This window comes from Acidovorax sp. M14 (genome assembly GCF_049331375.1).
Taxonomy (GTDB): domain Bacteria; phylum Pseudomonadota; class Gammaproteobacteria; order Burkholderiales; family Burkholderiaceae_C; genus Acidovorax.
This window is the reverse complement of sequence record NZ_CP186263.1, coordinates 1,039,155-1,064,150: the sequence shown is the minus strand read 5'-3', so window position 1 is coordinate 1,064,150 and position 24,996 is coordinate 1,039,155. Positions and strand designations below refer to the sequence as shown.

The 24,996-nt window shown below is 64.8% G+C and carries 31 protein-coding genes and 1 tRNA gene; 4 read left to right on the top strand and 28 right to left on the bottom strand.

The features are described from left to right. Positions 1-86 precede the first annotated feature (86 nt). Positions 87-1,070, bottom strand: coding sequence for a M23 family metallopeptidase (locus ACOYR4_RS04965; protein WP_422848828.1), 984 nt, complete (start codon positions 1,068-1,070; stop codon positions 87-89). A gap of 32 nt (positions 1,071-1,102) precedes the next feature. Here ACOYR4_RS04965 and ACOYR4_RS04960 point away from each other — a divergent pair, with 32 nt between their 5' ends. Next, positions 1,103-1,402 carry a hypothetical protein gene (locus ACOYR4_RS04960; RefSeq protein WP_015012705.1) on the top strand — a complete coding sequence of 100 codons (300 nt, stop codon included), beginning with the start codon at positions 1,103-1,105 and terminating at the stop codon, positions 1,400-1,402. 40 nt (positions 1,403-1,442) lie between these two features. On the opposite strand, the gene ACOYR4_RS04955 is transcribed toward ACOYR4_RS04960, so the two are convergent. From ACOYR4_RS04955 to petA, 6 genes are all read right to left on the bottom strand, one after another. Beyond that, positions 1,443-1,518: transfer RNA gene (locus ACOYR4_RS04955), tRNA-Thr, on the bottom strand. A 48-nt stretch (positions 1,519-1,566) separates the two neighbouring features. Beyond that, positions 1,567-2,103, bottom strand: a complete 537-nt coding sequence (locus ACOYR4_RS04950) for a ClpXP protease specificity-enhancing factor (protein ID WP_422848827.1) — start codon at positions 2,101-2,103, stop codon at positions 1,567-1,569. Positions 2,104-2,155: 52 nt separating this feature from the next. Continuing rightward, complete coding sequence (locus tag ACOYR4_RS04945) at positions 2,156-2,767, bottom strand: glutathione S-transferase N-terminal domain-containing protein (protein ID WP_005794209.1); 612 nt, start codon at positions 2,765-2,767, stop codon at positions 2,156-2,158. A gap of 101 nt (positions 2,768-2,868) precedes the next feature. Next, entirely contained in the window at positions 2,869-3,630 is a 762-nt protein-coding gene (locus tag ACOYR4_RS04940) for a cytochrome c1 (protein ID WP_422848826.1), read from the bottom strand. Between the two features lie 17 nt (positions 3,631-3,647). Next, positions 3,648-5,063 (bottom strand): cytochrome b, encoded by a 1,416-nt coding sequence (locus tag ACOYR4_RS04935; RefSeq protein ID WP_015012702.1) that lies wholly within the window; start codon positions 5,061-5,063, stop codon positions 3,648-3,650. Positions 5,064-5,074: 11 nt separating this feature from the next. Further along, positions 5,075-5,674: a ubiquinol-cytochrome c reductase iron-sulfur subunit gene (gene petA / locus ACOYR4_RS04930; protein ID WP_015012701.1), complete on the bottom strand. Its 600-nt coding sequence runs from the start codon at positions 5,672-5,674 to the stop codon at positions 5,075-5,077. A gap of 145 nt (positions 5,675-5,819) precedes the next feature. On the opposite strand from petA, the gene mscL reads away from it, so the two are divergent. Further along, complete coding sequence (gene mscL, locus ACOYR4_RS04925; protein ID WP_422848825.1) at positions 5,820-6,248, top strand: large conductance mechanosensitive channel protein MscL; 429 nt, start codon at positions 5,820-5,822, stop codon at positions 6,246-6,248. A gap of 184 nt (positions 6,249-6,432) precedes the next feature. Here mscL and pdxA read toward each other — a convergent pair whose 3' ends face one another. Both pdxA and ACOYR4_RS04915 read right to left on the bottom strand, forming a co-directional pair. Continuing rightward, positions 6,433-7,461 carry a 4-hydroxythreonine-4-phosphate dehydrogenase PdxA gene (gene pdxA, locus ACOYR4_RS04920; RefSeq protein ID WP_422848824.1) on the bottom strand — a complete coding sequence of 343 codons (1,029 nt, stop codon included), beginning with the start codon at positions 7,459-7,461 and terminating at the stop codon, positions 6,433-6,435. Positions 7,462-7,584: 123 nt separating this feature from the next. Then, positions 7,585-8,358, bottom strand: a complete 774-nt coding sequence (locus ACOYR4_RS04915; RefSeq protein WP_422848823.1) for a Nif3-like dinuclear metal center hexameric protein — start codon at positions 8,356-8,358, stop codon at positions 7,585-7,587. Between the two features lie 137 nt (positions 8,359-8,495). On the opposite strand from ACOYR4_RS04915, the gene ACOYR4_RS04910 reads away from it, so the two are divergent. After that, positions 8,496-9,644, top strand: coding sequence for a Do family serine endopeptidase (locus ACOYR4_RS04910; RefSeq protein WP_291445535.1), 1,149 nt, complete (start codon positions 8,496-8,498; stop codon positions 9,642-9,644). A gap of 345 nt (positions 9,645-9,989) precedes the next feature. On the opposite strand, the gene tatC is transcribed toward ACOYR4_RS04910, so the two are convergent. The 16 genes from tatC to ACOYR4_RS04830 form a co-directional block, all read right to left on the bottom strand. After that, entirely contained in the window at positions 9,990-10,784 is a 795-nt protein-coding gene (gene tatC, locus ACOYR4_RS04905) for a twin-arginine translocase subunit TatC (protein WP_110959728.1), read from the bottom strand. A gap of 59 nt (positions 10,785-10,843) precedes the next feature. After that, positions 10,844-11,308 carry a Sec-independent protein translocase protein TatB gene (gene tatB, locus ACOYR4_RS04900; RefSeq protein ID WP_015012695.1) on the bottom strand — a complete coding sequence of 155 codons (465 nt, stop codon included), beginning with the start codon at positions 11,306-11,308 and terminating at the stop codon, positions 10,844-10,846. Between the two features lie 52 nt (positions 11,309-11,360). Continuing rightward, positions 11,361-11,603: a Sec-independent protein translocase subunit TatA gene (gene tatA, locus ACOYR4_RS04895; protein WP_015012694.1), complete on the bottom strand. Its 243-nt coding sequence runs from the start codon at positions 11,601-11,603 to the stop codon at positions 11,361-11,363. A 106-nt stretch (positions 11,604-11,709) separates the two neighbouring features. Further along, positions 11,710-12,066, bottom strand: coding sequence for a histidine triad nucleotide-binding protein (locus tag ACOYR4_RS04890; protein ID WP_015012693.1), 357 nt, complete (start codon positions 12,064-12,066; stop codon positions 11,710-11,712). A 235-nt stretch (positions 12,067-12,301) separates the two neighbouring features. After that, positions 12,302-13,339 (bottom strand): patatin-like phospholipase family protein, encoded by a 1,038-nt coding sequence (locus ACOYR4_RS04885; protein ID WP_422848822.1) that lies wholly within the window; start codon positions 13,337-13,339, stop codon positions 12,302-12,304. After that, positions 13,332-13,718, bottom strand: a complete 387-nt coding sequence (locus ACOYR4_RS04880) for a DUF4870 family protein (protein ID WP_056060250.1) — start codon at positions 13,716-13,718, stop codon at positions 13,332-13,334. Before ACOYR4_RS04880 ends, ACOYR4_RS04885 begins: the two co-directional genes overlap by 8 nt. Next, positions 13,715-14,089 (bottom strand): phosphoribosyl-ATP diphosphatase, encoded by a 375-nt coding sequence (locus ACOYR4_RS04875; RefSeq protein WP_056062032.1) that lies wholly within the window; start codon positions 14,087-14,089, stop codon positions 13,715-13,717. Before ACOYR4_RS04875 ends, ACOYR4_RS04880 begins: the two co-directional genes overlap by 4 nt. A 20-nt stretch (positions 14,090-14,109) precedes the next feature. After that, positions 14,110-14,508: a phosphoribosyl-AMP cyclohydrolase gene (gene hisI, locus ACOYR4_RS04870; protein WP_110959730.1), complete on the bottom strand. Its 399-nt coding sequence runs from the start codon at positions 14,506-14,508 to the stop codon at positions 14,110-14,112. 124 nt (positions 14,509-14,632) lie between these two features. Then, positions 14,633-15,433: an imidazole glycerol phosphate synthase subunit HisF gene (gene hisF, locus ACOYR4_RS04865; RefSeq protein WP_060984276.1), complete on the bottom strand. Its 801-nt coding sequence runs from the start codon at positions 15,431-15,433 to the stop codon at positions 14,633-14,635. A 123-nt stretch (positions 15,434-15,556) separates the two neighbouring features. Continuing rightward, complete coding sequence (hisA, locus tag ACOYR4_RS04860) at positions 15,557-16,297, bottom strand: 1-(5-phosphoribosyl)-5-[(5-phosphoribosylamino)methylideneamino]imidazole-4-carboxamide isomerase (protein ID WP_015012687.1); 741 nt, start codon at positions 16,295-16,297, stop codon at positions 15,557-15,559. 65 nt (positions 16,298-16,362) lie between these two features. Further along, positions 16,363-17,040 carry an imidazole glycerol phosphate synthase subunit HisH gene (gene hisH / locus ACOYR4_RS04855; protein WP_110959731.1) on the bottom strand — a complete coding sequence of 226 codons (678 nt, stop codon included), beginning with the start codon at positions 17,038-17,040 and terminating at the stop codon, positions 16,363-16,365. Positions 17,041-17,091: 51 nt separating this feature from the next. Further along, positions 17,092-17,730: an imidazoleglycerol-phosphate dehydratase HisB gene (hisB, locus tag ACOYR4_RS04850; protein WP_422848821.1), complete on the bottom strand. Its 639-nt coding sequence runs from the start codon at positions 17,728-17,730 to the stop codon at positions 17,092-17,094. Further along, complete coding sequence (gene hisC / locus ACOYR4_RS04845; RefSeq protein ID WP_422848820.1) at positions 17,727-18,848, bottom strand: histidinol-phosphate transaminase; 1,122 nt, start codon at positions 18,846-18,848, stop codon at positions 17,727-17,729. The genes hisB and hisC overlap by 4 nt, the downstream gene beginning before the upstream one ends. After that, entirely contained in the window at positions 18,845-19,297 is a 453-nt protein-coding gene (locus ACOYR4_RS04840) for a PIN domain-containing protein (protein WP_056060234.1), read from the bottom strand. The genes hisC and ACOYR4_RS04840 overlap by 4 nt, the downstream gene beginning before the upstream one ends. A gap of 14 nt (positions 19,298-19,311) precedes the next feature. Continuing rightward, complete coding sequence (locus ACOYR4_RS04835; RefSeq protein ID WP_015012682.1) at positions 19,312-19,536, bottom strand: hypothetical protein; 225 nt, start codon at positions 19,534-19,536, stop codon at positions 19,312-19,314. 54 nt (positions 19,537-19,590) lie between these two features. Next, positions 19,591-21,045, bottom strand: a complete 1,455-nt coding sequence (locus tag ACOYR4_RS04830) for a PLP-dependent aminotransferase family protein (RefSeq protein WP_422848819.1) — start codon at positions 21,043-21,045, stop codon at positions 19,591-19,593. A gap of 151 nt (positions 21,046-21,196) precedes the next feature. Here ACOYR4_RS04830 and ACOYR4_RS04825 point away from each other — a divergent pair, with 151 nt between their 5' ends. Next, complete coding sequence (locus ACOYR4_RS04825) at positions 21,197-21,628, top strand: DUF2917 domain-containing protein (protein WP_422848818.1); 432 nt, start codon at positions 21,197-21,199, stop codon at positions 21,626-21,628. On the opposite strand, the gene hisD is transcribed toward ACOYR4_RS04825, so the two are convergent. Genes hisD through murA form a run of 3 tightly spaced genes read right to left on the bottom strand, consistent with a single transcriptional unit; the run spans position 21,615 to position 24,950 of the window. Beyond that, positions 21,615-22,997 carry a histidinol dehydrogenase gene (hisD, locus tag ACOYR4_RS04820; RefSeq protein ID WP_056060229.1) on the bottom strand — a complete coding sequence of 461 codons (1,383 nt, stop codon included), beginning with the start codon at positions 22,995-22,997 and terminating at the stop codon, positions 21,615-21,617. The genes ACOYR4_RS04825 and hisD overlap by 14 nt on opposite strands. A 22-nt stretch (positions 22,998-23,019) precedes the next feature. Continuing rightward, positions 23,020-23,679 (bottom strand): ATP phosphoribosyltransferase, encoded by a 660-nt coding sequence (gene hisG / locus ACOYR4_RS04815; protein WP_233584296.1) that lies wholly within the window; start codon positions 23,677-23,679, stop codon positions 23,020-23,022. Next, the gene (gene murA / locus ACOYR4_RS04810; RefSeq protein ID WP_422848817.1) at positions 23,676-24,950 is read right to left on the bottom strand and encodes a UDP-N-acetylglucosamine 1-carboxyvinyltransferase; all 1,275 of its coding nucleotides are present in this window, start codon (positions 24,948-24,950) and stop codon (positions 23,676-23,678) included. The genes hisG and murA overlap by 4 nt, the downstream gene beginning before the upstream one ends. Positions 24,951-24,996 lie beyond the last annotated feature (46 nt).

Below are 24,996 nucleotides of genomic sequence, written 5' to 3'. Positions count from 1 at the left end.
CCCTAAGATGAATTGAGTTCAGATGGGTCCTGCGACCGGTATTGCAAGCATTGCAACGGCGGGCAGAGAACGCCGGACCCGCGATTTTACCTGCCCGTTGCCGGGGCAGCCGACTGTCCCGCCAGCGGTGAGGGCTGAACGGCGGCGACCTGCGCCCCGGTGGCCGTACCCCCTGCGTTCAGAAACTTCTGTGGGTCCTGGAAAACCCCCTGCACCAGCACCTCAAAATGCAGATGGGGGCCCGTGGAGCGACCGGTGGTGCCAATCTCTGCAATCTTTTGCCCGCGACGCACGATATCGCCTTGTTTGACCAGGACGCGCGAGGCATGGGCATAGCGTGTCACCAGCTGGTTGCCATGGTCCACCTCGACCATGTTGCCGTAGGCGGGGTGGTATTCCTGGGTCACGACCACGCCCCCGGCGGCCGCCAAGATGGGCGTGCCGGTATCCGCCTGGAAATCCAGCCCCGTGTGCAAGGCCGACTGCCCCGTAATGGGGTCGACGCGCCAGCCAAATCCCGAACCTGCCACGCGCCCCGTGACGGGCGCATGGGTCGGGATCATCTTCTTGCGAATGTGCTGGTCAAACAGGCGGGACTCCAGCACCGTCATCAGATCCACACGCTGATTCGTCAGGCGCTCCAGATCATCCAGCGTGGCCTGCAGCTCTTCCATCGAGAGGTTGCGAGCGCTCACCAAGGCACCGCCGCGCGCATCCTGTTTCGGGAGGTCCGCAGGCGCCATGCCTGCCAAGCCCAGCACACGATCCCCCAGGGACTCCAGCTGCACCATGCGCGCCTGCATTTCACCCACACGCCGGGCCATGGCGTCCAGGTTGGCGCGCATGAAACGGTCACGCTCCGCGAACTCGTCCTTCACCACCAAACGCACCAGCGAGCCCACAATGGGCCAGCCCTCACGCGCGCCCTTCAGAAACACCCAGTGGTATAGCCCTGCCGCTACCACCATCAAGCACAGCGATACCGCAAGCCCGACCAGCACCAGGCGTGTGCCAGACAAATGAATGGCCCGGCTGCGCGCCAGCCTGGCGTCCGTGATAATCAAATGCACTGTCCATACTCCACGCCCGAAGACGCTACGCCATGAATCGCCGCCACTACGCCGTCACCCTGCAGCAGGCCAGCGAGGAATCCCCCACGCTGGCCAGGCTCACAGCGCTGACACGCGACTCCAGTGATCGGCTCAAGGCCATTGAATTGCTGATCCCCGCCGCGCTGCGCCCCGCAGTTCAGGCGGGTCCCATCGACGGGGACAGCTGGTGCCTGCTGGTGAAGAGCAACGCTGCGGCGGCAAAAATACGCCAGCTGCTGCCTGCTTTGCAGGCGCATCTGCGCAGTCGGGGGTGGGAGGTTAACGCGATTCGCCTGAAAGTTCAAACCTGACGGCAAGCGTCGGGGCCAGGGAATGCGAAAAAAAGAGAGATGGTGCCGGTTGTCGGAATCGAACTGACGACCTACCGCTTACAAGGCGGGTGCTCTACCAACTGAGCTAAACCGGCGAAGGCAGTATTTTATCCTGTAAAAACCGCCCAAAATTTGAAAACGCGTTATTTGATGCGCTTCAGCGAGGGACGCGCGCCACCCTGAGAAGGCGGAGGCCGGGGCGCATCGCCCCCATCGTCCTTGTGGCCGTCTTCCACACCCACCAGTTGCACAACGCGATCTTCAGCGGCACCGGCAGGCGCCTCCTCCGCCGGCATGGCAGCAGGAGCGCCCGCCGCAGACAGTGCTGCCGGGGCCCCTTCGGCAGAGGGCAGCAGATCCACCGGGGGCGGAAACGCCATGCCTTGACCGTTCTCGCGGGCATAGATGGCAATCACACGGCCCACGGGCACCAGGATTTCGCGGGGCTTGCCGCCAAATCGGGCTTTGAATTCGATGAATTCATTGCCCAGCTGCAACGCGCTGGTGGCATCAAAGCTGATGTTCAGAACGATTTCACCGTCCTTCACGTACTCGCGCGGAACCTGCACGGAATCGTCCACACGCACCGCCACATAAGGCGTCAGCCCGTTGTCGGTGCACCATTCGTAGAGTGCACGAATGAGATAGGGGCGCGTGGAGGTCGATTCCTGTGCGATCATGGATGGCGTTGTTACGGCTGCGATGGAAGAAGTGAAGTCTGCAGGCCGCTGCTTACTTGCGCATGACCTTTTCGGACGGCGTCAGCGCTTCGATGTAGGCCGGGCGCGAGAAGATGCGCTCTGCGTACTTGAGCAGCGGAGCCGCATTCTTGGACAGGTCAATGCCGTAGTAGTCGAGGCGCCACAGCAGTGGGGCAATGGCCACGTCCAGCATCGAGAAGTTGTCGCCCAGCATGTACTTGTTCTTGAGGAACACGGGGGCCAGCTGCGTCAGGCGGTCGCGAATGTGCGCGCGGGCCTTTTCCAGCGCCTTTTCATTGCCCTTGGTGGCGCGCGACTCGAGCGTGTTCACATGCACGAACAGTTCCTTCTCGAAGTTGAGCAGGAACAGGCGCACGCGGGCGCGATCCACCGGGTCACCAGGCATCAGTTGGGGGTGAGGAAAACGCTCATCGATGTACTCATTGATGATGTTCGACTCGTACAGGATCAGGTCGCGCTCGACCAGGATGGGCACCTGGCCGTACGGGTTCATCACGCTGATGTCTTCGGGCTTGTTGTACAGGTCCACATCGCGGATTTCAAAGTCCATGCCCTTTTCAAACAGGACAAAACGGCAGCGGTGGGAGAAGGGACAGGTCGTACCCGAATAAAGCACCATCATGGTGGGAGGCTCCTAAAAATCAAAAGAGTGGGACGCCAAAAGCGCCCACTCTGCAATAAATCCAATGGCACCCCGCAGGGTGCTGGGGATGGATCTGGCGTTTACTTCACGTCCTTCCAGAACGCGGCGTTCAGGCGCCAAGCGATGACGGTGAACACGCCCAGGAAAATCAGCACCCAGACGCCGACGCGCCACCGGATGTTTTGCGCGGGCTCACCCATCCACTGCAGGTAGTTCACCAAGTCGCCAATGTTCTGATCGAACTGCAGCGGCGTCATCGTGCCGGGAGTGATCTGCTCCCAGCCCTTGAACACCTGGGACTTGTGGCCATGGCTCTCGTGCTCTTCAAACACGGGACGACGCTCGCCCTGCATTTGCCACAGCACATGGGGCATGCCCACGCTGGGGAAAGCCAAGTTGTTCCAGCCCGTGGCCTTGGTGTCGTCGCGGTAGAAGGTACGCAGGAAGGTGTACAGATAGTCAGCCCCTGTACCGCCGTGGCCTGCACGCGAACGTGCGATCACGGTGAGGTCGGGCGGGTTGGCGCCAAACCATTCCTTGGCCTGCTTGGGGTCGATGGACGCCTTCATGGTTTCGCCCACCTTGTCGGTGGTGAACAGCAGGTTGTCCTTGATCTGCTGCTCCGTCAGGCCAATGTCGCGCAGGCGGTTGAACCGCATGAACGCAGCGGAGTGGCAGCTGAGGCAGTAGTTGACGAAGATCTTGGCGCCGTTTTGCAGCGAGGCCAGGTCGTTGGTCTTGTTGGGCGCCTTGTCCCAGGCGATGGTGTCAGCGCCTGCCGCATGGGCAGCACCAGTGACCAGACCCACAGCGGCGATCAACGTGAGGATGATTTTCTTCATTGTTGTTATCTCCAGGCTCAGTGCGCCACAAAGGTCACGCGGTCAGGCACGGGCTTGGTTTCACCGATGCGACTCCACCAGGGCATCAGCAGGAAGAAGCCGAAGTAGAACAGCGTTCCGACTTGCGACACCCGCTCGCCGATCGGCGATGGTGGCTGCACACCCAGGTAGCCCAGGATCAGGAAGATGATCACGAACACGCCGTAGAGGTACTTGTGCCAGTCAGGGCGGTAGCGGATCGACTTGACGGGGCTGTGATCCAGCCAGGGCAGGAAGAACAGGATGATCACAGCGCCACCCATCACCACCACACCCCAGAACTTGGCATCGATGGACAGCATCATGGCGATGACCACCACGGCCGCACCGGCGATACCCGCCTTCACAAAGCTGGGCAGCTTGGCCTTGAGAACGCCAAAACCGGCGCCAGCGACCACGCACAGCACGAGCACGTACATCATCTCGGTGGTGATGGCACGCAGCATCGAATAGAACGGCGTGAAGTACCAGACCGGGGCAATGTGGGCCGGGGTCTTGAGCGGATCCGCAGGGATGAAGTTGTTGTATTCGAGGAAGTAACCACCGAACTCGGGAGCAAAGAACACCACGGCTGTGAATGCCATCAGGAACATGCTCAGCGCGAAGATGTCGTGCACCGTGTAGTAAGGGTGGAAGGGCACGCCATCGAGCGGCTTGCCGTTGGCATCCTTGGGAGCTTTGGGGCCCTTGATTTCCACACCGTCGGGGTTGTTGGAGCCCACGTCGTGCAGCGCCAGCAAGTGCGCCACCACCAGGCCCAGCAGCACCAGGGGCACGGCAATCACGTGGAAGCTGAAGAAGCGGTTCAGCGTCGCGTCGCCCACGACGTAGTCGCCACGGATCAGCAGAGCCAGGTCCGGACCGATGAAGGGAATGGCGGCAAACAGGTTCACGATCACCTGGGCGCCCCAGTAGGACATTTGGCCCCAGGGCAGCAGGTAGCCCATGAAGGCTTCAGCCATGAGGCACAGGAAGATCGCGCAGCCGAAGATCCAGACCAGCTCGCGCGGCTTGCGGTAGCTGCCGTAGATGAGGCCACGGAACATGTGCAGATACACCACCACAAAGAACGCCGAGGCGCCTGTGGAGTGCATGTAGCGGATCAGCCAGCCCCAGGGCACATCGCGCATGATGTACTCGACCGAGGCAAACGCCAGGTTGGCGTCCGGCTTGTAGTGCATGACCAGGAAGATGCCGGTCACGATCTGGATCACCAGCACGACCAGCGCGAGCGAGCCGAAGATGTACCAGAAGTTGAAGTTCTTCGGAGCGTAGTACTCCGACATGTGAACCTTGTAGGCGTCAAAGGCCGTCGGGAACCGGTTCTCGAACCAGTTGGTGACCTTGGCGCCTGCGGAGGCGTTCGGCGAGATTTCTTTGAATTCGTGGGCCATGTCGTTCTCCGTCAAGCCTTCTTGTCTTCACCGATCAGCAGGCGCGTATCGGACAGGTACATGTGCGGAGGCACCTCGAGGTTGTCGGGTGCTGGCTTGTTCTTGAAGACGCGGCCCGCCATGTCGAACGTGGAGCCATGGCAGGGGCACAGGAAGCCGCCCTTCCAGTCATCGGGCAGCGAAGGCTGCGCACCGGGCTGGAACTTGTCGGAGGGCGAGCAACCCAAGTGCGAGCAGATACCCACACCCACAAAAATTTCTGGCTTGATCGAACGCGCCTCGTTGCGGGCGTACTCGGGCGTGAGTTCGGAGGGCTTGCGCTCCGACTTGGGATCGGCGAGCTGGCCGTCGAGCTTGGGCAGTTCTGCCAGTTGCTCGGGCGTGCGCTTGATGATCCAGACGGGCTTGCCGCGCCACTCCACAGTGACCTTTTCTCCAGGTTTGAGGGCGGAGATATCCACCTCGACTGCAGCACCAGCGGCCTTGGCACGCTCTGAGGGCTGGAAAGTACTCACGAAAGGAACGGCGGTTGCCACGCCGCCCACCGCACCAGCACATGCTGACGTGATGATCCACGTCCGCTTGCTGGAGTCGATTGGAGTGTCACTCATGGGGATCCTCGATGAACATCGCTAGATTGGGGTCAACCGCGAATTGTAGCGGAGTGAAAATGGTTATTTCCAAGTGGTTTGCTGCCTTGACAGAGGGGCGAACCGGGCAATACTCGCCTATCACCGTTTTACAAGGAGAAACTACATGGGGATGATGCAAGAGTTCAGGGAGTTCGCGGTCAAGGGCAACGTGATTGACCTCGCGGTGGGCGTCATCATTGGCGGTGCCTTTGGCAAGATCGTGGATTCGGTGGTAGCGGACCTGATCATGCCCGTGGTGGGGCTGGTCTTTGGCAAGCTCGATTTCTCCAACCTGTTCATCGTGCTGGGCAACGTGCCCCCGGGCACGGGCACCACGCTCGATGCCCTGAAAAAAGCGGGCGTACCCGTGTTTGCCTATGGCAACTTCCTGACTGTGGCGGTCAACTTTGTGATCCTGGCGTTCATCATCTTCATGATGATCAAGCAGATCAACCGCCTCAAGCGCGAAGTCCCTCCCGCCCCCGCCGCACCGGTGGCGCCCCCCGAAGACATCGTGCTGCTGCGCGAAATCCGCGACAGCCTGAAGAAGTAGACCCTTGGGCAAGCGGCCCTTGCGGCCGCACACCACGCCACCGCTGCGCTGTCACGACCAGCCACCGGTGGCGTTGGTTTTTCCGGATAGCTTGAGGCACTGCCGCGCCCGGGCAGGCACCCACTTTTTCAGCCGTTCGTTTGATTTCGATCAGCGCCGGGCTGAAAGGCCTCGGCGGCTGACATCACCCGCACAGCGCCCGCGCCATGCGCACCGCCTCGATCAGGCTGGAGGCGTCTGCAATGCCCTGCCCCGCAATATCAAACGCCGTGCCATGGTCGGGGCTGGTGCGCACCAGGGGCAGGCCCAGCGTCACGTTCACGCCCTTTTCCACCCCCAGGTACTTCACCGGGATCAGACCCTGGTCGTGGTACATGGCAATCACCACATCGAACTCACCCGCGCGCAGCGGCGTGCTGCGAGCGCGCATGAACACCGTGTCGGGCGCAAAGGGGCCGTGCACGTCCAGCCCCTCGCCACGAGCGGCTGCAATGGCCGGAGCGATCACCTCCAGCTCTTCGCGACCGAACAGCCCGCCCTCGCCCGCATGGGGATTGAGCCCCGCCACGCCGATGCGCGGCACGCGGCCCAGGCTGCGCTGCAGGGCCGCGTGGGTGATGCGCAGCGTCTGCAGCACGTTGTCCTGTGTCACGGCCGCAATCGCGTCGCGCAGCGACACATGGATGCTGACAAGCACGGTGCGCAGCTCGTCATTGGCCAGCATCATGCGCACGGGCATCTGGGCCAGCGGTACGCCCTGGTACGCGGCGGCCTCTGCCTGCAACAGCTCCGTGTGCCCCGGAAAATCCACCCCGGCTGCGGACAGCGCCTCCTTGTGCAACGGTGCCGTCACCAGCGCCCCCACCTCTCCACGCAGTGCGGCACGCGCGGCCCAGACCACGCTGTCCGCCGCAGCACGGCCGGCGGCGGCGCTGATCTCGCCCCAGGGCTGGGGCCCAGGGATACCGGGCAGTTGCAGCACAGGGATGCAGCGGGGCGGAGCGTCCGCCGCTTCGCCCGGCGCCGCGATCTGCGCCACGGGCACACCGGGCACGCCAGGGCGCGTGATGACACCTGCAGCGCGGCGCACAGTGGCCAGGTCACCGACGACAAAACAATGGCGCAGCGCATCGGGCGCATCCCGAAAAGCCTTGGCCACGATCTCGGGACCGATGCCGGCGGGGTCTCCCTGGGTGATGGCGATGGGTTGCATGGGTTTGAAGCCAAAAGTGCCTGTAGCGCTATTTGATCATGCGCTATTAGCTATTAATAAGTGAGCAAAAGAACCACTCAAACGGACGATGGGATGCCTGGTTTCGCGGTGTCTTGCCGTGGGCTAGGCGGGGTTGTCGATCTCGATGAACTGGTGGCTGAACCCGCACTGTTCTGCCACATGGGCCGCCACAGCGGGGGCGCCGTAGCGCTCCGTGGCATGGTGCCCGGCGGCTATGAAGCCCACGCCCATCTCGCGCGCCAGATGCGCCTGGGGCTCGGAGATTTCGCCGGTGATGAAAACATCCGCCCCTGCGGCAATGGCCGACTCGAAATACCCCTGAGCGCCGCCCGTGCACCACGCCACGCGGCGCACGGGGCGCAGCGGAGCGGCATCACCACCCACATCGCCCGGACACGCCAGGGTGACTGGTCGGCCGAGCGCCTGGGCCACATGGTCGGCCACAGCCTGGATATTTTCAAAGGCCGCGGGCGCCGCAAAGCCCAGGTCCTGCTCGCCAAACCGCGCATCGGCGGCAAAACCGAGCACCCGGCCCAGCTGTGCGTTGTTGCCCAGTTCGGCATGGGCATCGAGCGGCAGGTGGTAGGCAAACAGGTTGATGTCGTGTGCCAGCAGCAGCTGCAGCCGCTGCTTCATCCAGCCCGTGATGCGGCCATCCTGCCCGCGCCAGAACAGGCCGTGGTGCACAAAGATGGCGTCCGCGCGGGCAGCGATGGCGGCCTCGATCAGGGCACGGCTGGCGGTGACGCCGCTCACCACGCGGTGAATCTCGGCCTTGCCCTCGACCTGCAGGCCGTTGGGGCCGTAGTCCTTGAAGCGCTCGGGTTGCAGCAGGCGGTCAAACGCCTGCAAAAGTTGACTGCGATGAATGCTCATGCCGCTATTGTGGCGCGCCGTCTGCACCCCACATTGGGAGACAATCCCCCACTGGAGCAAGACACCGGGCCGCCGAGGCGAATCTGCGGCGCCCGCCTCCATCGCCCACCCTGTACCACCACCGGTAAGCACCTTTCATGAAGCGACTCTGGCTGCTGTTTTCCCAGTCCGTGACGGTCCTCGTTGCGGCCTACTTTGTTGTCGCCACGCTCCAGCCTGAATGGCTGGGCCGGGGCACCACGCGCTCCGGGGCGGGCATTGCGCTGCTGGAGGCTCCCGCCACGCCACCTTCCCAGCCGGCAGCGGGCAGCTTCAGCGGTGCGGCGCGCAAGGCGGCACCGGCCGTGGTCAGCATCAACACCAGCAAGGAAGTGCGCCACCCGCGCAGCAACGACCCCTGGTTCCAGTTCTTCTTTGGCGACCAGGGCAGCCAGGCGCAGGCGGGCCTGGGCAGCGGCGTGATCGTGAGCCCCGAGGGCTACATCCTCACCAACAACCATGTGGTGGAAGGCGCAGACGAGATCGAGGTCACCCTCACCGACAGCCGCCGCGCCCGTGCGCGCGTGATCGGCACCGACCCCGACACCGACCTGGCCATCCTCAAGATCGAACTCGACAAGCTGCCAGTCATCGTGCTGGGCAACTCCGACGCCCTGGACGTGGGCGACCAGGTGCTGGCCATCGGCAACCCCTTCGGCGTGGGGCAGACAGTGACCAGCGGCATCGTGAGCGCGCTGGGCCGCAGCCAGCTGGGCATCAACACCTTCGAGAACTTCATCCAGACCGACGCGGCCATCAACCCCGGCAATTCGGGCGGTGCACTGGTCGATGTGAACGGCAACCTCATGGGCATCAATACCGCGATCTACTCGCGCTCGGGCGGCAGCATGGGCATCGGCTTTGCCATCCCCGTGTCCACAGCGCGCATGGTGCTCGACGGCATCGTGAAGGACGGCCAGGTCACGCGCGGCTGGATCGGCGTGGAGCCCAACGAACTCTCGCCCGAACTGGCAGAAACCTTTGGCGTCAAAAAGGCCACCGAGGGCGTGATCATCACCGGCGTGCTGCAGGATGGCCCCGCCGCCCAGGCCGGCATGCGGCCCGGCGACGTGATCGTGCAGGTGGATGGCAAGGCTGTGAGCAACGTGTCGCAGCTGCTGACCGCTGTGGCAGCGCTCAAGCCCGGCCAGGCGGCGGCGTTTGATGTGCAGCGGGCCGACAAGCGGGTGGAGCTGAGCATCAACCCGGGCGTGCGCCCCCGGCCCCAGCGCAATGTGAGGCGCTGACGTCCTCGCAGGCCCAGATAGGAATCACCAACGCCGGGTACGGCCCGTCAACGCAGCGGAGCGTGGGACTGGGTCGGCGAAGGGCGACAGCCTCGATGGCCCTGGTGCAAGCTCAGGCGGGAATGAAGCACGGGCCGGCAGGAAGGGATTGGATGGCGCATGTCACGCCAACGCGTGTGCAGCCAACTCCACGCAGCACTATGAAAATGATAGCCACAAGCGCATATAGCACTGGCGCTTGCAGCTGTTTTTATTGAATATTCGCTTTCACAGCCTGGGCGAAGCCCCAGAGACGTGATCTGCGCATACCTTCGTCACGGCCCCGCCCCTTGCGAGGCCAGAGGGTCAGGATGCGGAAGCGGATTCGCCAGGCTCTTCGGGCGCCTGGGTGTGCTTGATGAAGATCTGCGCGGCCCAGATGCCCACTTCGTACAGCAGGCACATCGGCACGGCCAGCGACAGCTGCGACACCACATCGGGCGGGGTCACGACGGCGGCCACCACAAAGGCCAGCACGATGAAATAGCCGCGAAACTCGCGCAGCTTCTGCACGCTCACGATGCCCATGCGCGCCAGCACCACCACGGCAATCGGCACCTCAAAGGCCATGCCGAACGCCAGGAACATGGACAACACAAAACTCAGGTAGGCCTCGATATCAGGTGCGGCCGTTATGCTCTTGGGGGCAAAGCTCTGGATGAACGCGAACACCTGGCCAAACACCAGGTAGTAGCAGAACGCCACTCCCACGAAAAACAGCAGCGTGCTGGAAATCACCAGCGGCAGCACCAGCTTCTTCTCGTGCGAATACAGGCCGGGCGCCACAAAAGCCCAGATCTGCCACAGCACAAAGGGCAGCGCCAGCAGGAATGCCGACATCAGCAAGATCTTGAGCGGCACCATGAAGGGCGAGATCACCGAGGTGGCGATCAGCGTGGCTCCCTTGGGCAGATGGGCCACCAGGGGGGCGGCCAGAAAGTCGTACAGCGCGCCGGGGCCCGGGAAGAAGAACAGGATCGCTGCCGCGATGGCGATAGCGATCATGGCCTTGACCAGGCGGTCGCGCAGCTCCATGAGGTGCTGTACGAACGGCTGCTCGGTGCCGGCCAGTTCGTCTTCTTTGGAGGGGGTTTCGGACATGGTGGGTTTTCGTGGGCGTCAAGGCCGCCCATGCAGCGCAGGGGGCGCGGCAGGCTGCGTCAGTGGAATTTTTGGGGGCGGTAGCGTGCTACGCGGGCTGCGCCAGACTGTGCCTTGGTGCGCACACCGCTGCGCGCCTTGTACCACTGGGGCACCGCGCCGCGCTTGAGGCGCCAGTTCTTGCCAGGGTGCTTGTAGGCAGGCACCACGGCCGCCTGCTCGCGCAGATCAGCGTTGCTGCTCGAATCGATGGCCTCGTTCCAGTCCTTCTCGAACTCGCTGGCGCTGGTCTGGATGGTGTTGTGCACGTCGCGCGCGGCGTTCTCCACCGTGTCCTTCATCTTCTTGAGCTCATCGAGCTCCATGGACCGGTTGACCTCCGCCTTCACGTCGGAGACGTAGCGCTGCGCCTTGCCCAGCAAGGTGCCGACGGTGCGGGCCACGCGGGGCAGCTTCTCGGGGCCGATGACGATCAACGCCACGGCACCGATCAGCGCCATTTTGGACAGACCAATATCAATCATGGATCAAGCGCCCGTGCAAGGCAGGCAAAGGCTGCAGGTCAAAGGCACCCGCTCAGCTCTTTTGCTTGGCTTCGACATCGATGGTGGTCTTGTCGGCAGCCTGGCTGTTGGCCACCTGGCCAGCGGGGGGCGTGGCGGCAGCGGGAGCGTCCGAAGCGCCGTCCTTCATGCCGTCCTTGAAGCCCTTGACGGCGCCGCCCAGATCGGAGCCCATGTTCTTGAGCTTCTTGGTACCGAACACCATCACAACGATCAACAGCACGATCAGCCAGTGCCAGATGGAAAAAGAGCCCATGAAATATCTCCTAACGAATTGCAATCATTTTAGACGGGGGGCGTGACAGGAGTTCAATGCCGGAACATGCCGGCACCTCTGTATCTGCCCCGATCGTCAGCCTGGTTCAGCCTTTGAGCCACGGGCGGGGTCCGCCCATCACGTGGATATGCAGGTGGTGGATTTCCTGCCCACCTTCAAGCCCCGTGTTTACCACGACGCGAAAGCCACCATCCGGGTACGGGTTGCAGCCCTGCTCCAGCGCCAGCTTCGGCGCCAGCGCCATCATGCGCCCCAGCACGCCAGCGTGCTCCGGGGTGACCTGTGCCATGGAAGGGATATGCAGCTTGGGCACCATCAAAAAGTGCACTGGCGCCCACGGGTGGATGTCATGGAAGGCGAAGATTTCTTCGTCCTCATAGACCTTTTTGGAAGGAATCTGGCCCGCGATGATTTTGCAGAAAAGGCAGTTCGGATCGTGCATGGGAGGGATCGGAGCAAAGGGAATCAGGGGTACAGGCGCGGATCAACCCTGAGGGCGCCTCGCGCGCAAGCGAGGGATGTCCTGCATAACCCTCGCGAGTCGGTGTAGTGCGGATCGGGATGGGCCGCAAGGCGTCTTTTTGCAGCCAATAGCTGTGCTATTGGCCAAAAAAGCAACGCAGCGGACCGCCCGAGACCGCGCTATCACAGACCGCAGGGAGTTATGCAGGACATCCCTAGGCATTGTCAGCGATCTTGATGCTGGGGCGCACGCCCACATCCTTGCGGTGTGCGTGCAGCCACTCCTGTCCTGCTGTGCGGCCCAGCGCAAACAGCTTGCGCACAAAGGCCAGGTCCGCGCGCAGCTTGCTGTCGGCGCCGAAGGGCGCCAGCACCGAACCGCCATCGATGCGGTGCATGCGCACGCTTTTATAGCGGCGGGCATCGAGCTTGCCCTCGGCGAGCAGGCGGCGCACGAACTCGATGGCGCGCAGCTCGGCCAGCAGGCTGGCGTTGAAGGTGACTTCGTTCATGCGCTCCATGATCTCGGAGGCGCTGCTGGGCACGTCCAGGTGCTCCACGGGGTTGATCTGCACCAGCAGGATGTCCGAGGTATCGGTCTGGTAGATCAGCGGGTGCAGCGCGGGGTTGCCGGAATAGCCGCCGTCCCAGTACGCCTCGCCCTCGATCTCGACCGCCTTGAACAGCATGGGCAGGCAGGCCGATGCCATCACCGCATCGGCACTGAGCCGGGGCCCAAAAAAAATCTCGCCCCGGCCGGTGCGCACATTGGTGGCACACACAAACACCTTGGGGCCGACCACGCCGGTGCGGGTGGAGCACAGCAGGCTGAAGTCCACTTCGCGCTCCAGCAGCTTGCGCAGGGGGTTGATGCCCAGCGGATTGGTCTGGTAAGGCGAGAACCACTGCGACATCATGCCCACCAGCGGGTTGGCGGCGGACAGCGGCGTTCCCCAGGTCAGGCTGCCCAGCGCCCCAACCCCTTCCCACAGGCGGGTGAGCGATTCTCGCGCCAGGGCGCAGCCTGCGAGGTGGGCGTCTTCGGGGTCCTTGTGCTGCTGCGCGGCCTGCGCAAATCCGTGCGCCAGGGCCACCGCGTTCATGGCGCCTGCGCTGGTGCCACTGACACCATCAAACTGCCACTGGCCGTCCTCCAGCAACGCATCCAGCACGCCCCAGGTGAGCGCGCCGTGCGAGCCGCCGCCCTGCAGCGCCAGGTTCAGACGCGGGCGGGGACGAGCGGCCTCATGCATCCACGGCCTGGCTCTTGTTCATGGCGACCATGCCGCGCACGATGCGGTACAGGAACCAGATGGAGATCAGGCCCCAGGCGATCCAGCCGGGCAGGAAGAACAGCAGCCACAGCGGCGCCGTGACGATGTAGAGCACGCCGGCCCAGATCACGGTGCGGATGCGCCATGAGAAATGGTTGGCCTGCCAGGTGCCTTCGGCATCGCCTTTTTTCACCAGGTCGATCACCAGCGCCACGATCAGCAGCGCAGCGCCGGGCTGCGCGCCCGGGATGACCGCCCCCAGCGCCACGATCAGGTGCAGCACGTAGCTGACCCAGCCGATGGCCTTGAGGTCTTCGGCCTTCTGGTCGTTGGTCTGCACGTCGATGATGTCGCTCACGGTGTGCCTTCTTCGGCAGCGCGTTCCGCCACCTTGCGCAGGGCCTTTTCCTCGATGCCGCTGGTGCCTTCGCGGCGCTCCAGCTCGGCAACCACGTCGGCGGGCGTGAGGCCGTAGTGGGCCAGCGCCACCATGGTGTGGAACCACAGGTCGGCCACTTCGTAGACGATCTTGGACTTGTCGGCACCGTGGTCTACGTCCTTGGCGGCCATGACCACCTCGGTGGCTTCTTCACCGATCTTCTTCAGGAAGGAATCCGGCCCCTTGTGCAGCAGGCGCGACACGTAGCTGGTGGCCGGGTCGCCGCCGTTGGCGGGTTTGCGGCTTTCGATGACGGCGGCCAGGCGCGCCAGGGAATCATGGGAACTCATGGTCTTGTCGTCCATTGCCATTACTTGTAGATGGATTCGGGGTCTTTCAAGACCGGATCGACCGCATGCCAGACACCGTCCTTGAGCACGCTGAAAAAACAGCTGTGGCGGCCCGTATGGCAGGCAATGCCGGGCTCGTGGCCCTGCTGGGTGACCTTGAGCAGCACCACGTCGTTGTCGCAGTCCAGGCGGATTTCGTGCACGGTCTGCACGTGGCCGGACTCTTCGCCCTTGAACCACAGCTTCTTGCGCGAGCGGCTGAAGTACACGGCGCGGCCCAGTTCCGCGGTCCTCGCCAGGGCCTCGCGGTTCATCCACGCAAACATCAGCACGTCGCCCGTGCCCTGCTCTTGCGCAATCACGGGCACCAAGCCCTGCGCATCCCATTTCACTTCATTGAGCCAGTTCATGGGAGCCATTGTCGGTGATCCGGATGGCGCGCCCGTGCCCGCCAGGGCGTGCATCCACACTTTTCAGGTGTTTTTGGCCGCAAGCGCAGGTATTACATGCGCCAGAAGCTATCAAATCAGGAGTGAATAGTAATCACATCCGCACGGGGATGCCCCGCTCGGCCATGCGCTGCTTGGCCTGGCCCACGGTGTATTCGCCGTAGTGGAAGATGCTGGCGGCCAGCACCGCGTCGGCACCGCCGGTCTGGATGCCGTCGGCTAGGTGGTCGAGGTTGCCCACACCGCCCGAGGCGATCACAGGCACGCTGACCGCGTCGCTAACGGCGCGGGTCAGCTCCAGGTCAAAGCCCGCCTTGGTGCCGTCGCGGTCCATGCTGGTCAGCAGGATCTCGCCCGCACCGCGCTGCGCCATCTCCGTCGCCCAGGCGATGGCGTCCAGGCCCGTGTTCTTGCGGCCGCCGTGGCTGTAGACGTCCCAGCCCGCCCCCACGGGCTGGCCGTTGGCGCCCAGGCGTTGCGCGTCCTCGGCCGAGCGGCGCTTGGCGTCGATGGCCACCACGATGCACTGCGCGCCGTACTTGGCCGACACGGCGTTGATCACGTCGGGATTGGCAATGGCGGCCGAGTTGAAGCTGGTCTTGTCCGCACCGGCATTGAGCAGGCGGCGAACGTCGTCCACGGTGCGCACGCCCCCCCCCACGGTGAGCGGAATGAACACCTGGCTGGCCACGGCCTCGATGATGTGCAGGATGAGGTCACGGCCATCGCTGGTGGCCGTGATGTCCAGGAAGGTGAGCTCGTCAGCGCCCTGCGCGTTGTAGCGCGCGGCAATTTCGACCGGGTCGCCGGCGTCGCGCAGCTCGACGAAATTGACGCCCTTGACCACACGGCCTCCGGTGACGTCAAGACAAGGAATGATTCGTTTTGCGAGCATGTCAGTGAGCGATTCGTTGATTTGACGCTACCGAGGCCAGCAGACGCCGTGGAACTGGCTTCGCCAGGCCACTGGCGTCGTCCCCTGGGGGAAGCGGCGAAGCCGCTCAGGGGGTGATCGGTTTCAGCCGTTGAGTTCGTCGGCACGCGCCTGCGCCGCCGCAAAGTCCAGGTCGCCGCTGTAGATGGCGCGGCCGCAGATCACGCCTTCCACGCCCTCGTCTTCCACCGCGCACAGCTGCTCGATGTCGGCCATGTTGGACAGGCCGCCCGAGGCGATCACGGGAATGGTCAGCGCCTGGGCCAGTTTGACGGTGGCGTCGATGTTGATGCCCGACAGCATGCCGTCGCGGCCGATGTCGGTGTAGATGATGGATTCGACGCCCCAGTCCTCGAACTTCTTGGCCAGGTCCACGACCTCGTGGCCGGTGAGCTTGCTCCAGCCGTCGGTGGCCACCTTGCCGTCCTTGGCGTCGAGCCCCACGATGATGTGGCCGCCGAAGGCGCTGCAGGCGTCTTTGAGGAAGCCGGGGTTCTTCACGGCTGCCGTGCCGATGATCACGTAGCGCAGGCCGCCGTCGATGTATTTTTCGATGGTGTCCAGGTCGCGGATGCCGCCGCCCAGCTGCACGGGGATGTCATCGCCCACCTCTTTCAGGATGGACTTGATGGCGCTGTAGTTCTTCGGCACGCCCGCAAACGCACCGTTCAGGTCCACCAGGTGCAGGCGGCGTGCGCCAGCATCCACCCACTTGCGCGCCATGGCGGCGGGGTCTTCACCAAAGGTGGTGGATTGGTCCATATCGCCTTGCTTGAGGCGTACGCAGTGGCCGTCTTTGAGGTCGATGGCGGGAATGAGCAGCATGGTGGTGAAGTTCGGGTGAAAAAGGGCGAGACGCAGCTCGGCCCGAACGGGTGGGGGTTAAGGGATCAGGGATTCCAGTGCAGAAAATTGCGGTACAGGGCCAAGCCGTGCTCCGCGCTCTTCTCCGGGTGAAACTGGGTGGCAAAAATATTATCGCGCGCCACGGCGGCAGCAAACAAACCGCCGTAGTCGGCCTGCCCGGCGCAATGGGCGGGATTTTGCGGCACCGCGTAGAAACTGTGCACGAAGTAGAAATAACTGTTGTCCGGCACGCCCGCCCACACCGGGTGCACGCCGCCCCCGTGGTGCGCGTGGGGCATCTGCCGCACCTGGTTCCAGCCCATCTGGGGCACCTTGAAGCGGCTGCCGTCGGGCTGGGTGCGGCCTGCCAGGTCGAACTTGAGCACGTCGCCAGGGATCAGGCCCAGCCCAGGGGTGTCACCCTCGGCGCTGTGGTCCAGCAGCATCTGCATGCCCACGCACACGCCAAACATCGGTTTGGAGGCAGCGGCTTCGAGCACCGATTCCTGCAGGCCGGACTCGCGCAACTCGCGCATGCAGTCGGGCATGGCGCCCTGCCCTGGCAGCACGATGCGCTGGGCGGCGCGCACGTCTTCGGGGCGCTGGGTGACGACCACGGTCCAGCCCGTGCCCTCGGCGGCGGCCTGCACGGCCTGCGACACGGAGCGCAGGTTGCCCATGCCGTAGTCCACGACCGCCACTGTTTTTGCTTCCATATTCATAGCTGCTAGCGCATACAAATCAAGCGCTTACGCCCGATTTGACTGAAAAATTCACAGAGAGCCCTTGGTGGAGGGGATGACACCGGCCGAGCGCGGATCGCGCTCCAGCGCCGCACGCAGCGTGCGCCCGAACGCCTTGAAGATGGTCTCGCACTGGTGGTGTGCGTTGACGCCCTTGAGGTTGTCGATGTGCAGCGTCACGCCCGCGTGGTTCACAAAGCCCTGGAAGAATTCGAACACCAGTTGCGTGTCGAGCTGGCCGATGCTCCCGGCCGTGAACTTCACGTCCATGTGCAGCCCAGGGCGGCCCGAAAAATCGACCACGACGCGCGACAGCGCTTCATCCAGCGGCACGTAGGTATGGCCGTAGCGGCGAATGCCCTTCTTGTCGCCCACGGCACGCGCGAAGGCCTGGCCCAGGGTGATGCCCACGTCTTCCACCGTGTGGTGGCCGTCGATGTGCAGGTCGCCTTCGCAGTCGATGTCGAGGTCGATCAGCCCGTGGCGGGCGATCTGGTCGAGCATGTGGTCGAAGAAGCCGATGCCGGTGTGCAGCTTGGCCTGGCCGGTGCCGTCGAGGTTGATGCGCACGCTGATGCGAGTCTCGGCGGTGTTGCGGCTGACCTCGGCAATGCGGTCGGCCATCGGGTCGGCCGATGGGGCGGAGGGTACGAGTGCGGAGGAAGTCATAGGGAGGCTTGGAGTGCGGCCAGCATCTGCGCGTTGTCTTCGGCATTTCCTACCGTCAGGCGCAGGCAGTTGGCCAGCAATGGGTGCATTGTAGAAACGTTCTTGACCAGCACCTTGCGGTTTTTCATGCCCTCGTAGGCCTTGGCGGAATCCGCCACACGCAGGAGCACCATGTTGGCCTCGCTGTCCCAGCACTTTTCGACCCCGGGCATCTGGCGCAGCGCGGCGATGAGTGTGGTGCGCTCGGCACGGATTTCAGCGGCCTGGGCAGCGAAAACCTCGGCATGTTCCAGTGCAAACAGGGCCGCTTCGCAGTTGAGCACGCTCACGTTGTAGGGCGGGCGCACCTTGTCGATCTCGCTCACCAATGCGGCGGGCCCGATGAGGTAGCCCAGGCGCACACCCGCGAGGCCAAACTTGCTGAGCGTGCGCATGAGCAGCACGTGCGCATTGCGCGCGGGCTCGGCGCGCATGCGGTCGATCCAGGTGCGGCTGGCAAAGGGCTGGTAGGCCTCGTCCATCACCACAATGCCGCCCTGCGCGCCTGCGGCGTCGATGATGCGCTGCACCGCGCCCTCGTCCCACAGCGTGGCCGTGGGGTTGTTGGGGTAGGCGATGTAGGTGATGGCGGGCTGGTGCTGCGCGATGGCGGCCAGCATGGCGGGCTCGTCCAGTTCAAAGTCGGGCGTGAGCGGCACGCCGACAAAGTCCAGGCCCTGCAGCTGCGCCGACAGCGGGTACATCACAAAGCCGGGCATGGGCGCCAGCATGGTGGCGCGCTGGCCCGTGCCTGGCTGTGCGCAGGCCAGCGCCAGCAGGGTGATGAGCTCGTCCGAGCCATTGCCCAGCACGATGCCGTAGCCCTCGGGCATGCCCGCGTACTGGGCCAGGGCCGCCTTCAGGTCGGCAATGCGGTCGCCGGGGTAGCGGTTGAGTGCCACCGCGCCCAGGCGCTGGCCCAGCGCGGCCTGCAAATGTGCGGGCAGGCGGAAGGGGTTCTCCATCGCGTCCATCTTGAGCATGCCGGTAGAGGGCTGCACGACATAGGAGTGCATGGCACGCACGTCGGGGCGGATGCGGGCCAGGGCCTGGAGGGGAGACGACGCGGGAGTAGTCATTCGGTGGTGTCCAGTTCGTTGGGGGTGACAAGGAAAGGGTTGATGGGGCGCACGGCGTCCATGGGCTGGTCGTGCGGCAGCGCCTCGGTCAGCAGGTAGCGGCAGCCCTGCTGGTGGGCGGACGAGAGGATGAGTGCATCCCAGTAGCCCAGGCGGTAGCGGTCCTGCAGGTCCCAGGCGCCGTCCACCGTGTAGGAGTCCAGGTGCGGCGGCAGCCACACGCGCAGGCGGCGCACCTGGGCGCGCACCTGCTGCAGCACGTGGGGGCCGTCGAACCGCTGGATGGCCTGGTTGTACAGCTCGTTGAGCACTTGCGAGCTGATGCGGCCGCTGCGCGTTTGCCAGCAAAAGCTGATCCATTCACGCGCCCGCGCCTGGCGCTCGGCATCGCGGTCGTCCACGCTGGCGAGCAGGATTTCGGTATCGACAAAGATGGGGACGGTGGCCATGTGGTCTGCCCCGTTCAGCGCAGAAACAGGGTTTCGCGCGGCACATAGGGCCCGCTGGACGCCCCCCAGGATTCAAACCCCAGCGCCTCGCGCATGGCCTGGGCGTAGGCGTCTTCCTGGCGCATCTTTTCGGCCAGCCATTCACCGAGCAGGCGCGACACGCTGCTGCCGCGCTTGGCGGCTTCCACGCGCACCCATTCGGCAACGGTGTCGTCCATGGTCACGGTGATGTTTTTCATGGGTCAAATATTACACGAACTTCGTGCTCCACGAACTTCGTGTTGCTTTTGAATTCAGGCCGCCTTGCGCGGCGCCCCGCTCTGCAGCATCTGGCACGCCATGTCACCCACGGTGCGCAGCGCCTCCAGGTGGGCAGGCGTCCAGTCGCCTCCCACGCCGATGCGCAGGCAGTTGCGAAACCGTCCGCTGGCACTGAACACCGTGCCGGGTGCGATCAGGATCTGCCGGGCCAGGCAGGCCTCATGCAGTTGCACGGAATCGAGCGCGCGCGGCAGCTCCAGCCACAGCAGCAGGCCGCCGGGCGGGTCACTCACGCGCGTGCCCTGCGGGAAGTGCGCGGCAATCACATGGCGCACCTCGTCCATGCGCGCTGCCACGGCCGTGCGCAGCTGGCGCATGGCGGCGGCGTGGCCCGCCTGGGTGATGAGGTCGGCCAGGGCCAGTTCCAGTACGGCCGACTGGCCGCCAGCCTGCAGGTCCTTGATGGCGCGCAGCTTCTCGGCCCAGCGACCGGCCTCCAGCCACCCCAGGCGCAGGCCCGGCGCCAGCGTCTTGGAGAACGAGTCGCACAGCATCACATGGCCGGTGGTGTCGTACGACTTGACGGTGCGGCGCATATCGTCCACCTCGACCAGGTCGTTGTAGATCGCATCCTCGATCACCGCCATGTCGTGCCGCGTCGCCATCTGCGCCAGGCGCTTGCGCTCGGCCTGGGGCATGCAGCTGCCCAGCGGGTTGCTGAGCGTGGGCACCACCATCACCGCCTTGACGGGCTGGGTGTCCAACGCCAATTGCAGCGCATCGAGCGACAGGCCGTTGCGCGGGTGGGTGGGAATCTCCAGCGCCTTGAGGTGCAGGCCCTGCAGCACCTCCAGAAACGAAAAATGCGTGGGAGACTCCAGCGCCACCACGTCGCCCGGCTGCGTCACCGCGCGCAGGCACAGCGCAATGCTGTCCATGCAGCCGCCGGTGATCACGATGTTCTCGGGGTCCAGGCTGCACCCCAGGCTGACGGCATAGCGCGCCAGGGCGCGGCGCGCGTCCTCATGGCCCGACGAACCGGGGTAGGTGCAAAGCAGGTTGCGGTGGCGCTGCGCGGCGCGGACCACGGCGCGGCGCACGCGGTCGGGGTTGAACAGCTCGGGGCCAGGCGTGCCGCTGCTGTACGAAATGATGTCCACCGGCTGGTTGCGCCCCAGGATGCGCTGGCCCAGCCAGTCCACCGACACCTCGCGGGGGCGGCGCATCGGGCGCGGCGTGCTGGGCTCGGGCAGGCTCACCGGCCGCGCCGCCACAAAAAAGCCGGAGCGCGGGCGCGCGGTGATCAGGCGCGCATCTTCGAGCCAGTGGTAGGCCTGCACCACCGTGGTCTGCGCCACGCCGTGCTGGCGCGCCAGCTCACGCACCGAGGGCAGCTTTTCGCCGCGCGCCAGGGTGCCGTTGCGGATCAGCTGCGCAAGCTGTTCGGCGATTTGAAGGTACAGCGGGGGTGCGTCATCGGTGGCCATGCTGCATTCTGTACTGGCACTTTGGCCGGCAGACAGTACAGAGACTGCCCAGTGCGTACAGTACAGATGGGCCTGTTCGCTGTTCTGTACTGGGCCAGATCGTACGCGCCTGTGGCTGGTGGCCCACGGCAGCTGGCCGCACAGTGAAGGCATGAACACGCTGCACACCCCCACCCCACCGTCGCCCACGCTGCCCACCCAGCCTGCGGTGCCCCTCACCCTGCAATGGAAGCGCCAGCCCCTGCCGCCGCTGCAGGCCGTCCAGGTGCTGGACTTCCGCGCGGGCGAGATCGCCCTGCTTGAAGTCGAACAGGGCCGCGTCTGGGTGACCTGTGATGGTCTGCTGGAGGATTATTTTCTGGAGGCTGGACAGCGCCTGTCGTTCACCGGACCTGTGCGGCTGCGCGTCAGCGCCGAAGGCCACCGGCCTGCACGGCTCAACTGGGCGCAGCACCGGGCCGTGGAAGGCGCCGCGTATCCGCCAGCGCCCTCTACAACCGCAGCGCCGGCCGCAACCCCTCAGCCCAGGACAGCAGCCCCCACGCAGGGCGCCCTGCCCCGGGGTGCCATCAGCGCGGCTTGACGGGCGTTGTCAGCCGCATCTCTGCGGCTTGTGCGTGGGCCTGCAGGCCCTCGCCATAGGCCAGCTCGGCGGCAATGGTACCCAGCACCTGGGCGCCGGCCTCGCTCACCTCGATGAGGCTGCTGCGTTTCTGGAAGTCGTACACGCCCAGCGGCGACGAGAAGCGCGCCGTGCCGCTGGTGGGCAGCACGTGGTTGGGGCCTGCGCAGTAGTCGCCCAGGCTTTCGGAGGTGTAGGCCCCCAGGAAGATCGCGCCCGCGTGGCGCAGCAACGGCTCCCAGCGGTGTGGGTCGGTGCTGCTCACTTCCAGGTGTTCCGGTGCGATGCGGTTGCTGATCGCGCAGGCTTCTTCCATGTCCTTGGTGAGGATCAGCGCGCCGCGGCCGGTGAGGCTCTTGGCGATGATCTCGGCGCGCGGCATGGTAGGCAGCAGGCGGTCGATCTCGCGCTGCACGGCGTCGAGGTAGGCGGCGTCAGGGCACAGCAGGATGCTCTGCGCCAGCTCGTCATGCTCGGCCTGGCTGAAGAGATCCATCGCCACCCAATCGGGCGGCGTGGTGCCATCGGCCAGCACCAGGATTTCGCTCGGGCCCGCGATCATGTCGATGCCCACGGTGCCGAACACGCGCTTCTTGGCGCTGGCCACATAGGCGTTGCCGGGGCCGGTGATCTTGTCCACCTTGGGCACGGTCTCAGTTCCATACGCCAGCGCGGCCACGGCCTGGGCGCCGCCGATGGTGAAGGCGCGGGTCACACCGGCCACGTAAGCGGCTGCCAGCACCAGCTCGTTGCGCTCGCCCTTCGTCGAGGTGCCCTCGCCCGTTCCACCGGTTGCCACGCTGCCGCGCACGGGCGTGGGCACAACCATGATGATTTCCTGCACGCCCGCCACATGGGCCGGGATTGCGTTCATCAGCAGGCTCGACGGGTAGGCGGCCTTGCCGCCGGGCACGTAGATGCCCACACGGTCCAGCGGCGTGACCTTCTGGCCCAGCAGCGTGCCGTCTTCGTCGCGGTAGCTCCAGCTCTCGCCCGAGGCTTTTTTCTGCGCCTCGTGGTAGCTGCGCACGCGCTTCGCTGCAGCCTGCAGGGCGTCGCGCTGAGCCTGTGGAATGGCGTCGAACGCGGCCTTGAAGTCGGCCTGGGTCAGCTCCAGCGCGGCCATGTTGGGGGCGCTGAGGCCGTCGAAGCGGGCGGTGTACTCCAGCACCGCCGCGTCGCCGCGCTTTTGCACGTCGGCCAGGATGTCAGCCACGCGCTGCTCAATGGCCGCGTCGGTGTCGGCAGACCAATGCAGGCGGGCTGCAAAATCAGCCTCAAAAGTGGCCGCAGCGGTGGACAGACGGGCGGGAGCAGCTACCAAAGTCATAGTGTCAGTCGTTGGGTGGAGGTCAGTTCTTTTCGGCCGGTATGGCCGAGGCAAACGCATCGATGATGCGGCGCAGTGGCGCCTGCTTGAGCTTGAGCGCCGCCTGGTTCACGACCAGGTAGGAGCTGATGTCCATGATGCGCTCCACTTCGATGAGGTTGTTGGCCTTGAGGGTGTTGCCGGTGGAGACCAGGTCCACGATCGCATCGGCCAGGCCGGTGAGCGGCGCCAATTCCATGCTGCCGTAGAGCTTGACCATGTCCACGTGCACGCCCTTGCTGGCAAAGAAGTCGCGCGCAATGCCGGTGTACTTGGTGGCGACCTTGAGGCGCGAGCCCTGCTTGACGGCCTGGGCGTAGTCGAAGTCATTGCGCACGGCCACGCTCACGCGGCACTTGGCAATGCGCAGGTCCAGCGGCTGGTAGAGGCCCTGCCCACCGTGCTCGATCAGGGTGTCCTTGCCGGTCACGCCAATGTCGGCGCCGCCGTATTCCACATAAGTGGGCACGTCGGTGGCGCGCACCAGCACCACGCGCACGTTGGGCTGGTTGGTGGGCAGGATGAGCTTGCGCGATTTTTCGGGGTCTTCGAGCACCTCGATGCCTGCGGCGGCCAGCAGCGGCAGGGTTTCGTCAAAGATGCGGCCCTTGGAAAGCGCCAGGGTGATCATGTTGCTGCTCATGCTTTTACTCGTTCGATGTCGGCGCCAATGCCGCGCAGTTTGGCTTCCATGCAGTCGTAGCCGCGGTCCAGGTGGTAGATGCGGTCCACCACGGTTTCGCCGTCGGCCACCAGGCCCGCGATGACCAAGCTGGCCGAGGCGCGCAGGTCGGTGGCCATGACGGTGGCGCCGGACAGGCGGGGCACACCCTCAATCACCGCCACCTTGCCATCCACCTGGATTTTGGCTCCCAGGCGAACCAGCTCGTTGACGTGCATGAAACGGTTTTCAAAAATCGTCTCAGTCACCGTGGCCGTGCCCTGGGCAATGCAGTTGAGCGCCATGAACTGGGCCTGCATGTCGGTGGGGAAACCGGGGTACTCGGTGGTGCGAAAGCCCTGGGCCTTGAGCGTGGCGCCGCCCGCGCTTTGCACTCGGATGCCGCCGTCCACCGCTTGCACGGTGGCACCGGCTTCGCGCAGCTTTTCGATCACCGCATCCAGGTGGTCGGCACGGCCATGGCGCAGCAGCACATCACCGCCCGTGGCCGCCACGGCACACAGGAAGGTGCCGGCCTCGATGCGGTCGGCCACCACACGGTGGGTGCAGCCGTGCAGCTTGTCCACACCCTGGATGCGGATGCGGCTGGTGCCGTGGCCTTCGATCTGTGCGCCCATGGCGATCAGCATCTCGGCCAGGTCCGAAATCTCGGGTTCTTGGGCGGCGTTTTCGAGTACCGTTTCGCCCTCGGCCAGCGCGGCGGCCATGAGGAAGTTCTCGGTGCCTGTCACCGTGACCATGTCGGTGGTGATGCGCGCACCCTTCAGGCGCTTCCAGCCAGCGGGCAGCTTGGCGATCATGTAGCCGTGCTCGACCACGATCTCAGCGCCCATGGCGGCCAGGCCCTTGATGTGCTGGTCCACCGGGCGCGAACCGATGGCGCAGCCGCCGGGAAGAGACACCGTGGCCTCGCCAAAGCGCGCGAGCAGCGGGCCCAGCGCCAGCACCGAGGCACGCATGGTCTTGACCAGTTCGTACGGGGCTTCGGGCGTACTCAGCGCGCTGGCGTCGATGCGCACCGTGCCGTCGTCGGCGCGCTCGGCGGCCACGCCCATGTTGCGGATGAGCTTGAGCATGGTGCTCACATCCTGCAGCTGGGGCACGTTGAGCAGGGTCACGGGTTCGGCCGTGAGCAGGGCGGCGCACAACTCCGGCAAGGCGGCGTTCTTGGCGCCGGAGACCAGCACCTCGCCTTGCAAGCTGCGTCCGCCGCGAATCAGGAGTTTGTCCATCTCAAATCACCAAAATAGGGGTCAAAAGTGCTGCATGCGCTAGTGG

Bases quoted from the DNA above. Each gene is read 5' to 3' on its own strand.
- hisI (WP_110959730.1), bottom strand. From the start codon at position 14,508: ATGGCTCCCATGAACTGGCTCAATGAAGTGAAATGGGATGCGCAGGGC.
- ACOYR4_RS04935 (WP_015012702.1), bottom strand. From the start codon at position 5,063: ATGGCCCACGAATTCAAAGAAATCTCGCCGAACGCCTCCGCAGGCGCC.
- petA (WP_015012701.1), bottom strand. From the start codon at position 5,674: ATGAGTGACACTCCAATCGACTCCAGCAAGCGGACGTGGATCATCACG.
- ACOYR4_RS04840 (WP_056060234.1), bottom strand. From the start codon at position 19,297: ATGGCCACCGTCCCCATCTTTGTCGATACCGAAATCCTGCTCGCCAGC.
- ACOYR4_RS04940 (WP_422848826.1), bottom strand. From the start codon at position 3,630: ATGAAGAAAATCATCCTCACGTTGATCGCCGCTGTGGGTCTGGTCACT.
- ACOYR4_RS04835 (WP_015012682.1), bottom strand. From the start codon at position 19,536: ATGAAAAACATCACCGTGACCATGGACGACACCGTTGCCGAATGGGTG.
- pdxA (WP_422848824.1), bottom strand. From the start codon at position 7,461: ATGCAACCCATCGCCATCACCCAGGGAGACCCCGCCGGCATCGGTCCC.
- tatC (WP_110959728.1), bottom strand. From the start codon at position 10,784: ATGTCCGAAACCCCCTCCAAAGAAGACGAACTGGCCGGCACCGAGCAG.
- ACOYR4_RS04875 (WP_056062032.1), bottom strand. From the start codon at position 14,089: ATGAGTTCCCATGATTCCCTGGCGCGCCTGGCCGCCGTCATCGAAAGC.
- ACOYR4_RS04825 (WP_422848818.1), top strand. From the start codon at position 21,197: ATGAACACGCTGCACACCCCCACCCCACCGTCGCCCACGCTGCCCACC.
- murA (WP_422848817.1), bottom strand. From the start codon at position 24,950: ATGGACAAACTCCTGATTCGCGGCGGACGCAGCTTGCAAGGCGAGGTG.
- ACOYR4_RS04830 (WP_422848819.1), bottom strand. From the start codon at position 21,045: ATGGCCACCGATGACGCACCCCCGCTGTACCTTCAAATCGCCGAACAG.
- tatA (WP_015012694.1), bottom strand. From the start codon at position 11,603: ATGGGCTCTTTTTCCATCTGGCACTGGCTGATCGTGCTGTTGATCGTT.
- hisA (WP_015012687.1), bottom strand. From the start codon at position 16,297: ATGCTGCTCATTCCCGCCATCGACCTCAAAGACGGCCACTGCGTACGC.
- hisH (WP_110959731.1), bottom strand. From the start codon at position 17,040: ATGAATATGGAAGCAAAAACAGTGGCGGTCGTGGACTACGGCATGGGC.
- ACOYR4_RS04890 (WP_015012693.1), bottom strand. From the start codon at position 12,066: ATGCACGATCCGAACTGCCTTTTCTGCAAAATCATCGCGGGCCAGATT.
- hisG (WP_233584296.1), bottom strand. From the start codon at position 23,679: ATGAGCAGCAACATGATCACCCTGGCGCTTTCCAAGGGCCGCATCTTT.
- hisF (WP_060984276.1), bottom strand. From the start codon at position 15,433: ATGCTCGCAAAACGAATCATTCCTTGTCTTGACGTCACCGGAGGCCGT.
- ACOYR4_RS04915 (WP_422848823.1), bottom strand. From the start codon at position 8,358: ATGAGCATTCATCGCAGTCAACTTTTGCAGGCGTTTGACCGCCTGCTG.
- hisC (WP_422848820.1), bottom strand. From the start codon at position 18,848: ATGACTACTCCCGCGTCGTCTCCCCTCCAGGCCCTGGCCCGCATCCGC.
- ACOYR4_RS04960 (WP_015012705.1), top strand. From the start codon at position 1,103: ATGAATCGCCGCCACTACGCCGTCACCCTGCAGCAGGCCAGCGAGGAA.
- hisB (WP_422848821.1), bottom strand. From the start codon at position 17,730: ATGACTTCCTCCGCACTCGTACCCTCCGCCCCATCGGCCGACCCGATG.
- ACOYR4_RS04910 (WP_291445535.1), top strand. From the start codon at position 8,496: ATGAAGCGACTCTGGCTGCTGTTTTCCCAGTCCGTGACGGTCCTCGTT.
- mscL (WP_422848825.1), top strand. From the start codon at position 5,820: ATGGGGATGATGCAAGAGTTCAGGGAGTTCGCGGTCAAGGGCAACGTG.
- hisD (WP_056060229.1), bottom strand. From the start codon at position 22,997: ATGACTTTGGTAGCTGCTCCCGCCCGTCTGTCCACCGCTGCGGCCACT.
- ACOYR4_RS04950 (WP_422848827.1), bottom strand. From the start codon at position 2,103: ATGATCGCACAGGAATCGACCTCCACGCGCCCCTATCTCATTCGTGCA.
- tatB (WP_015012695.1), bottom strand. From the start codon at position 11,308: ATGATTGATATTGGTCTGTCCAAAATGGCGCTGATCGGTGCCGTGGCG.
- ACOYR4_RS04885 (WP_422848822.1), bottom strand. From the start codon at position 13,339: ATGCATGAGGCCGCTCGTCCCCGCCCGCGTCTGAACCTGGCGCTGCAG.
- ACOYR4_RS04945 (WP_005794209.1), bottom strand. From the start codon at position 2,767: ATGATGGTGCTTTATTCGGGTACGACCTGTCCCTTCTCCCACCGCTGC.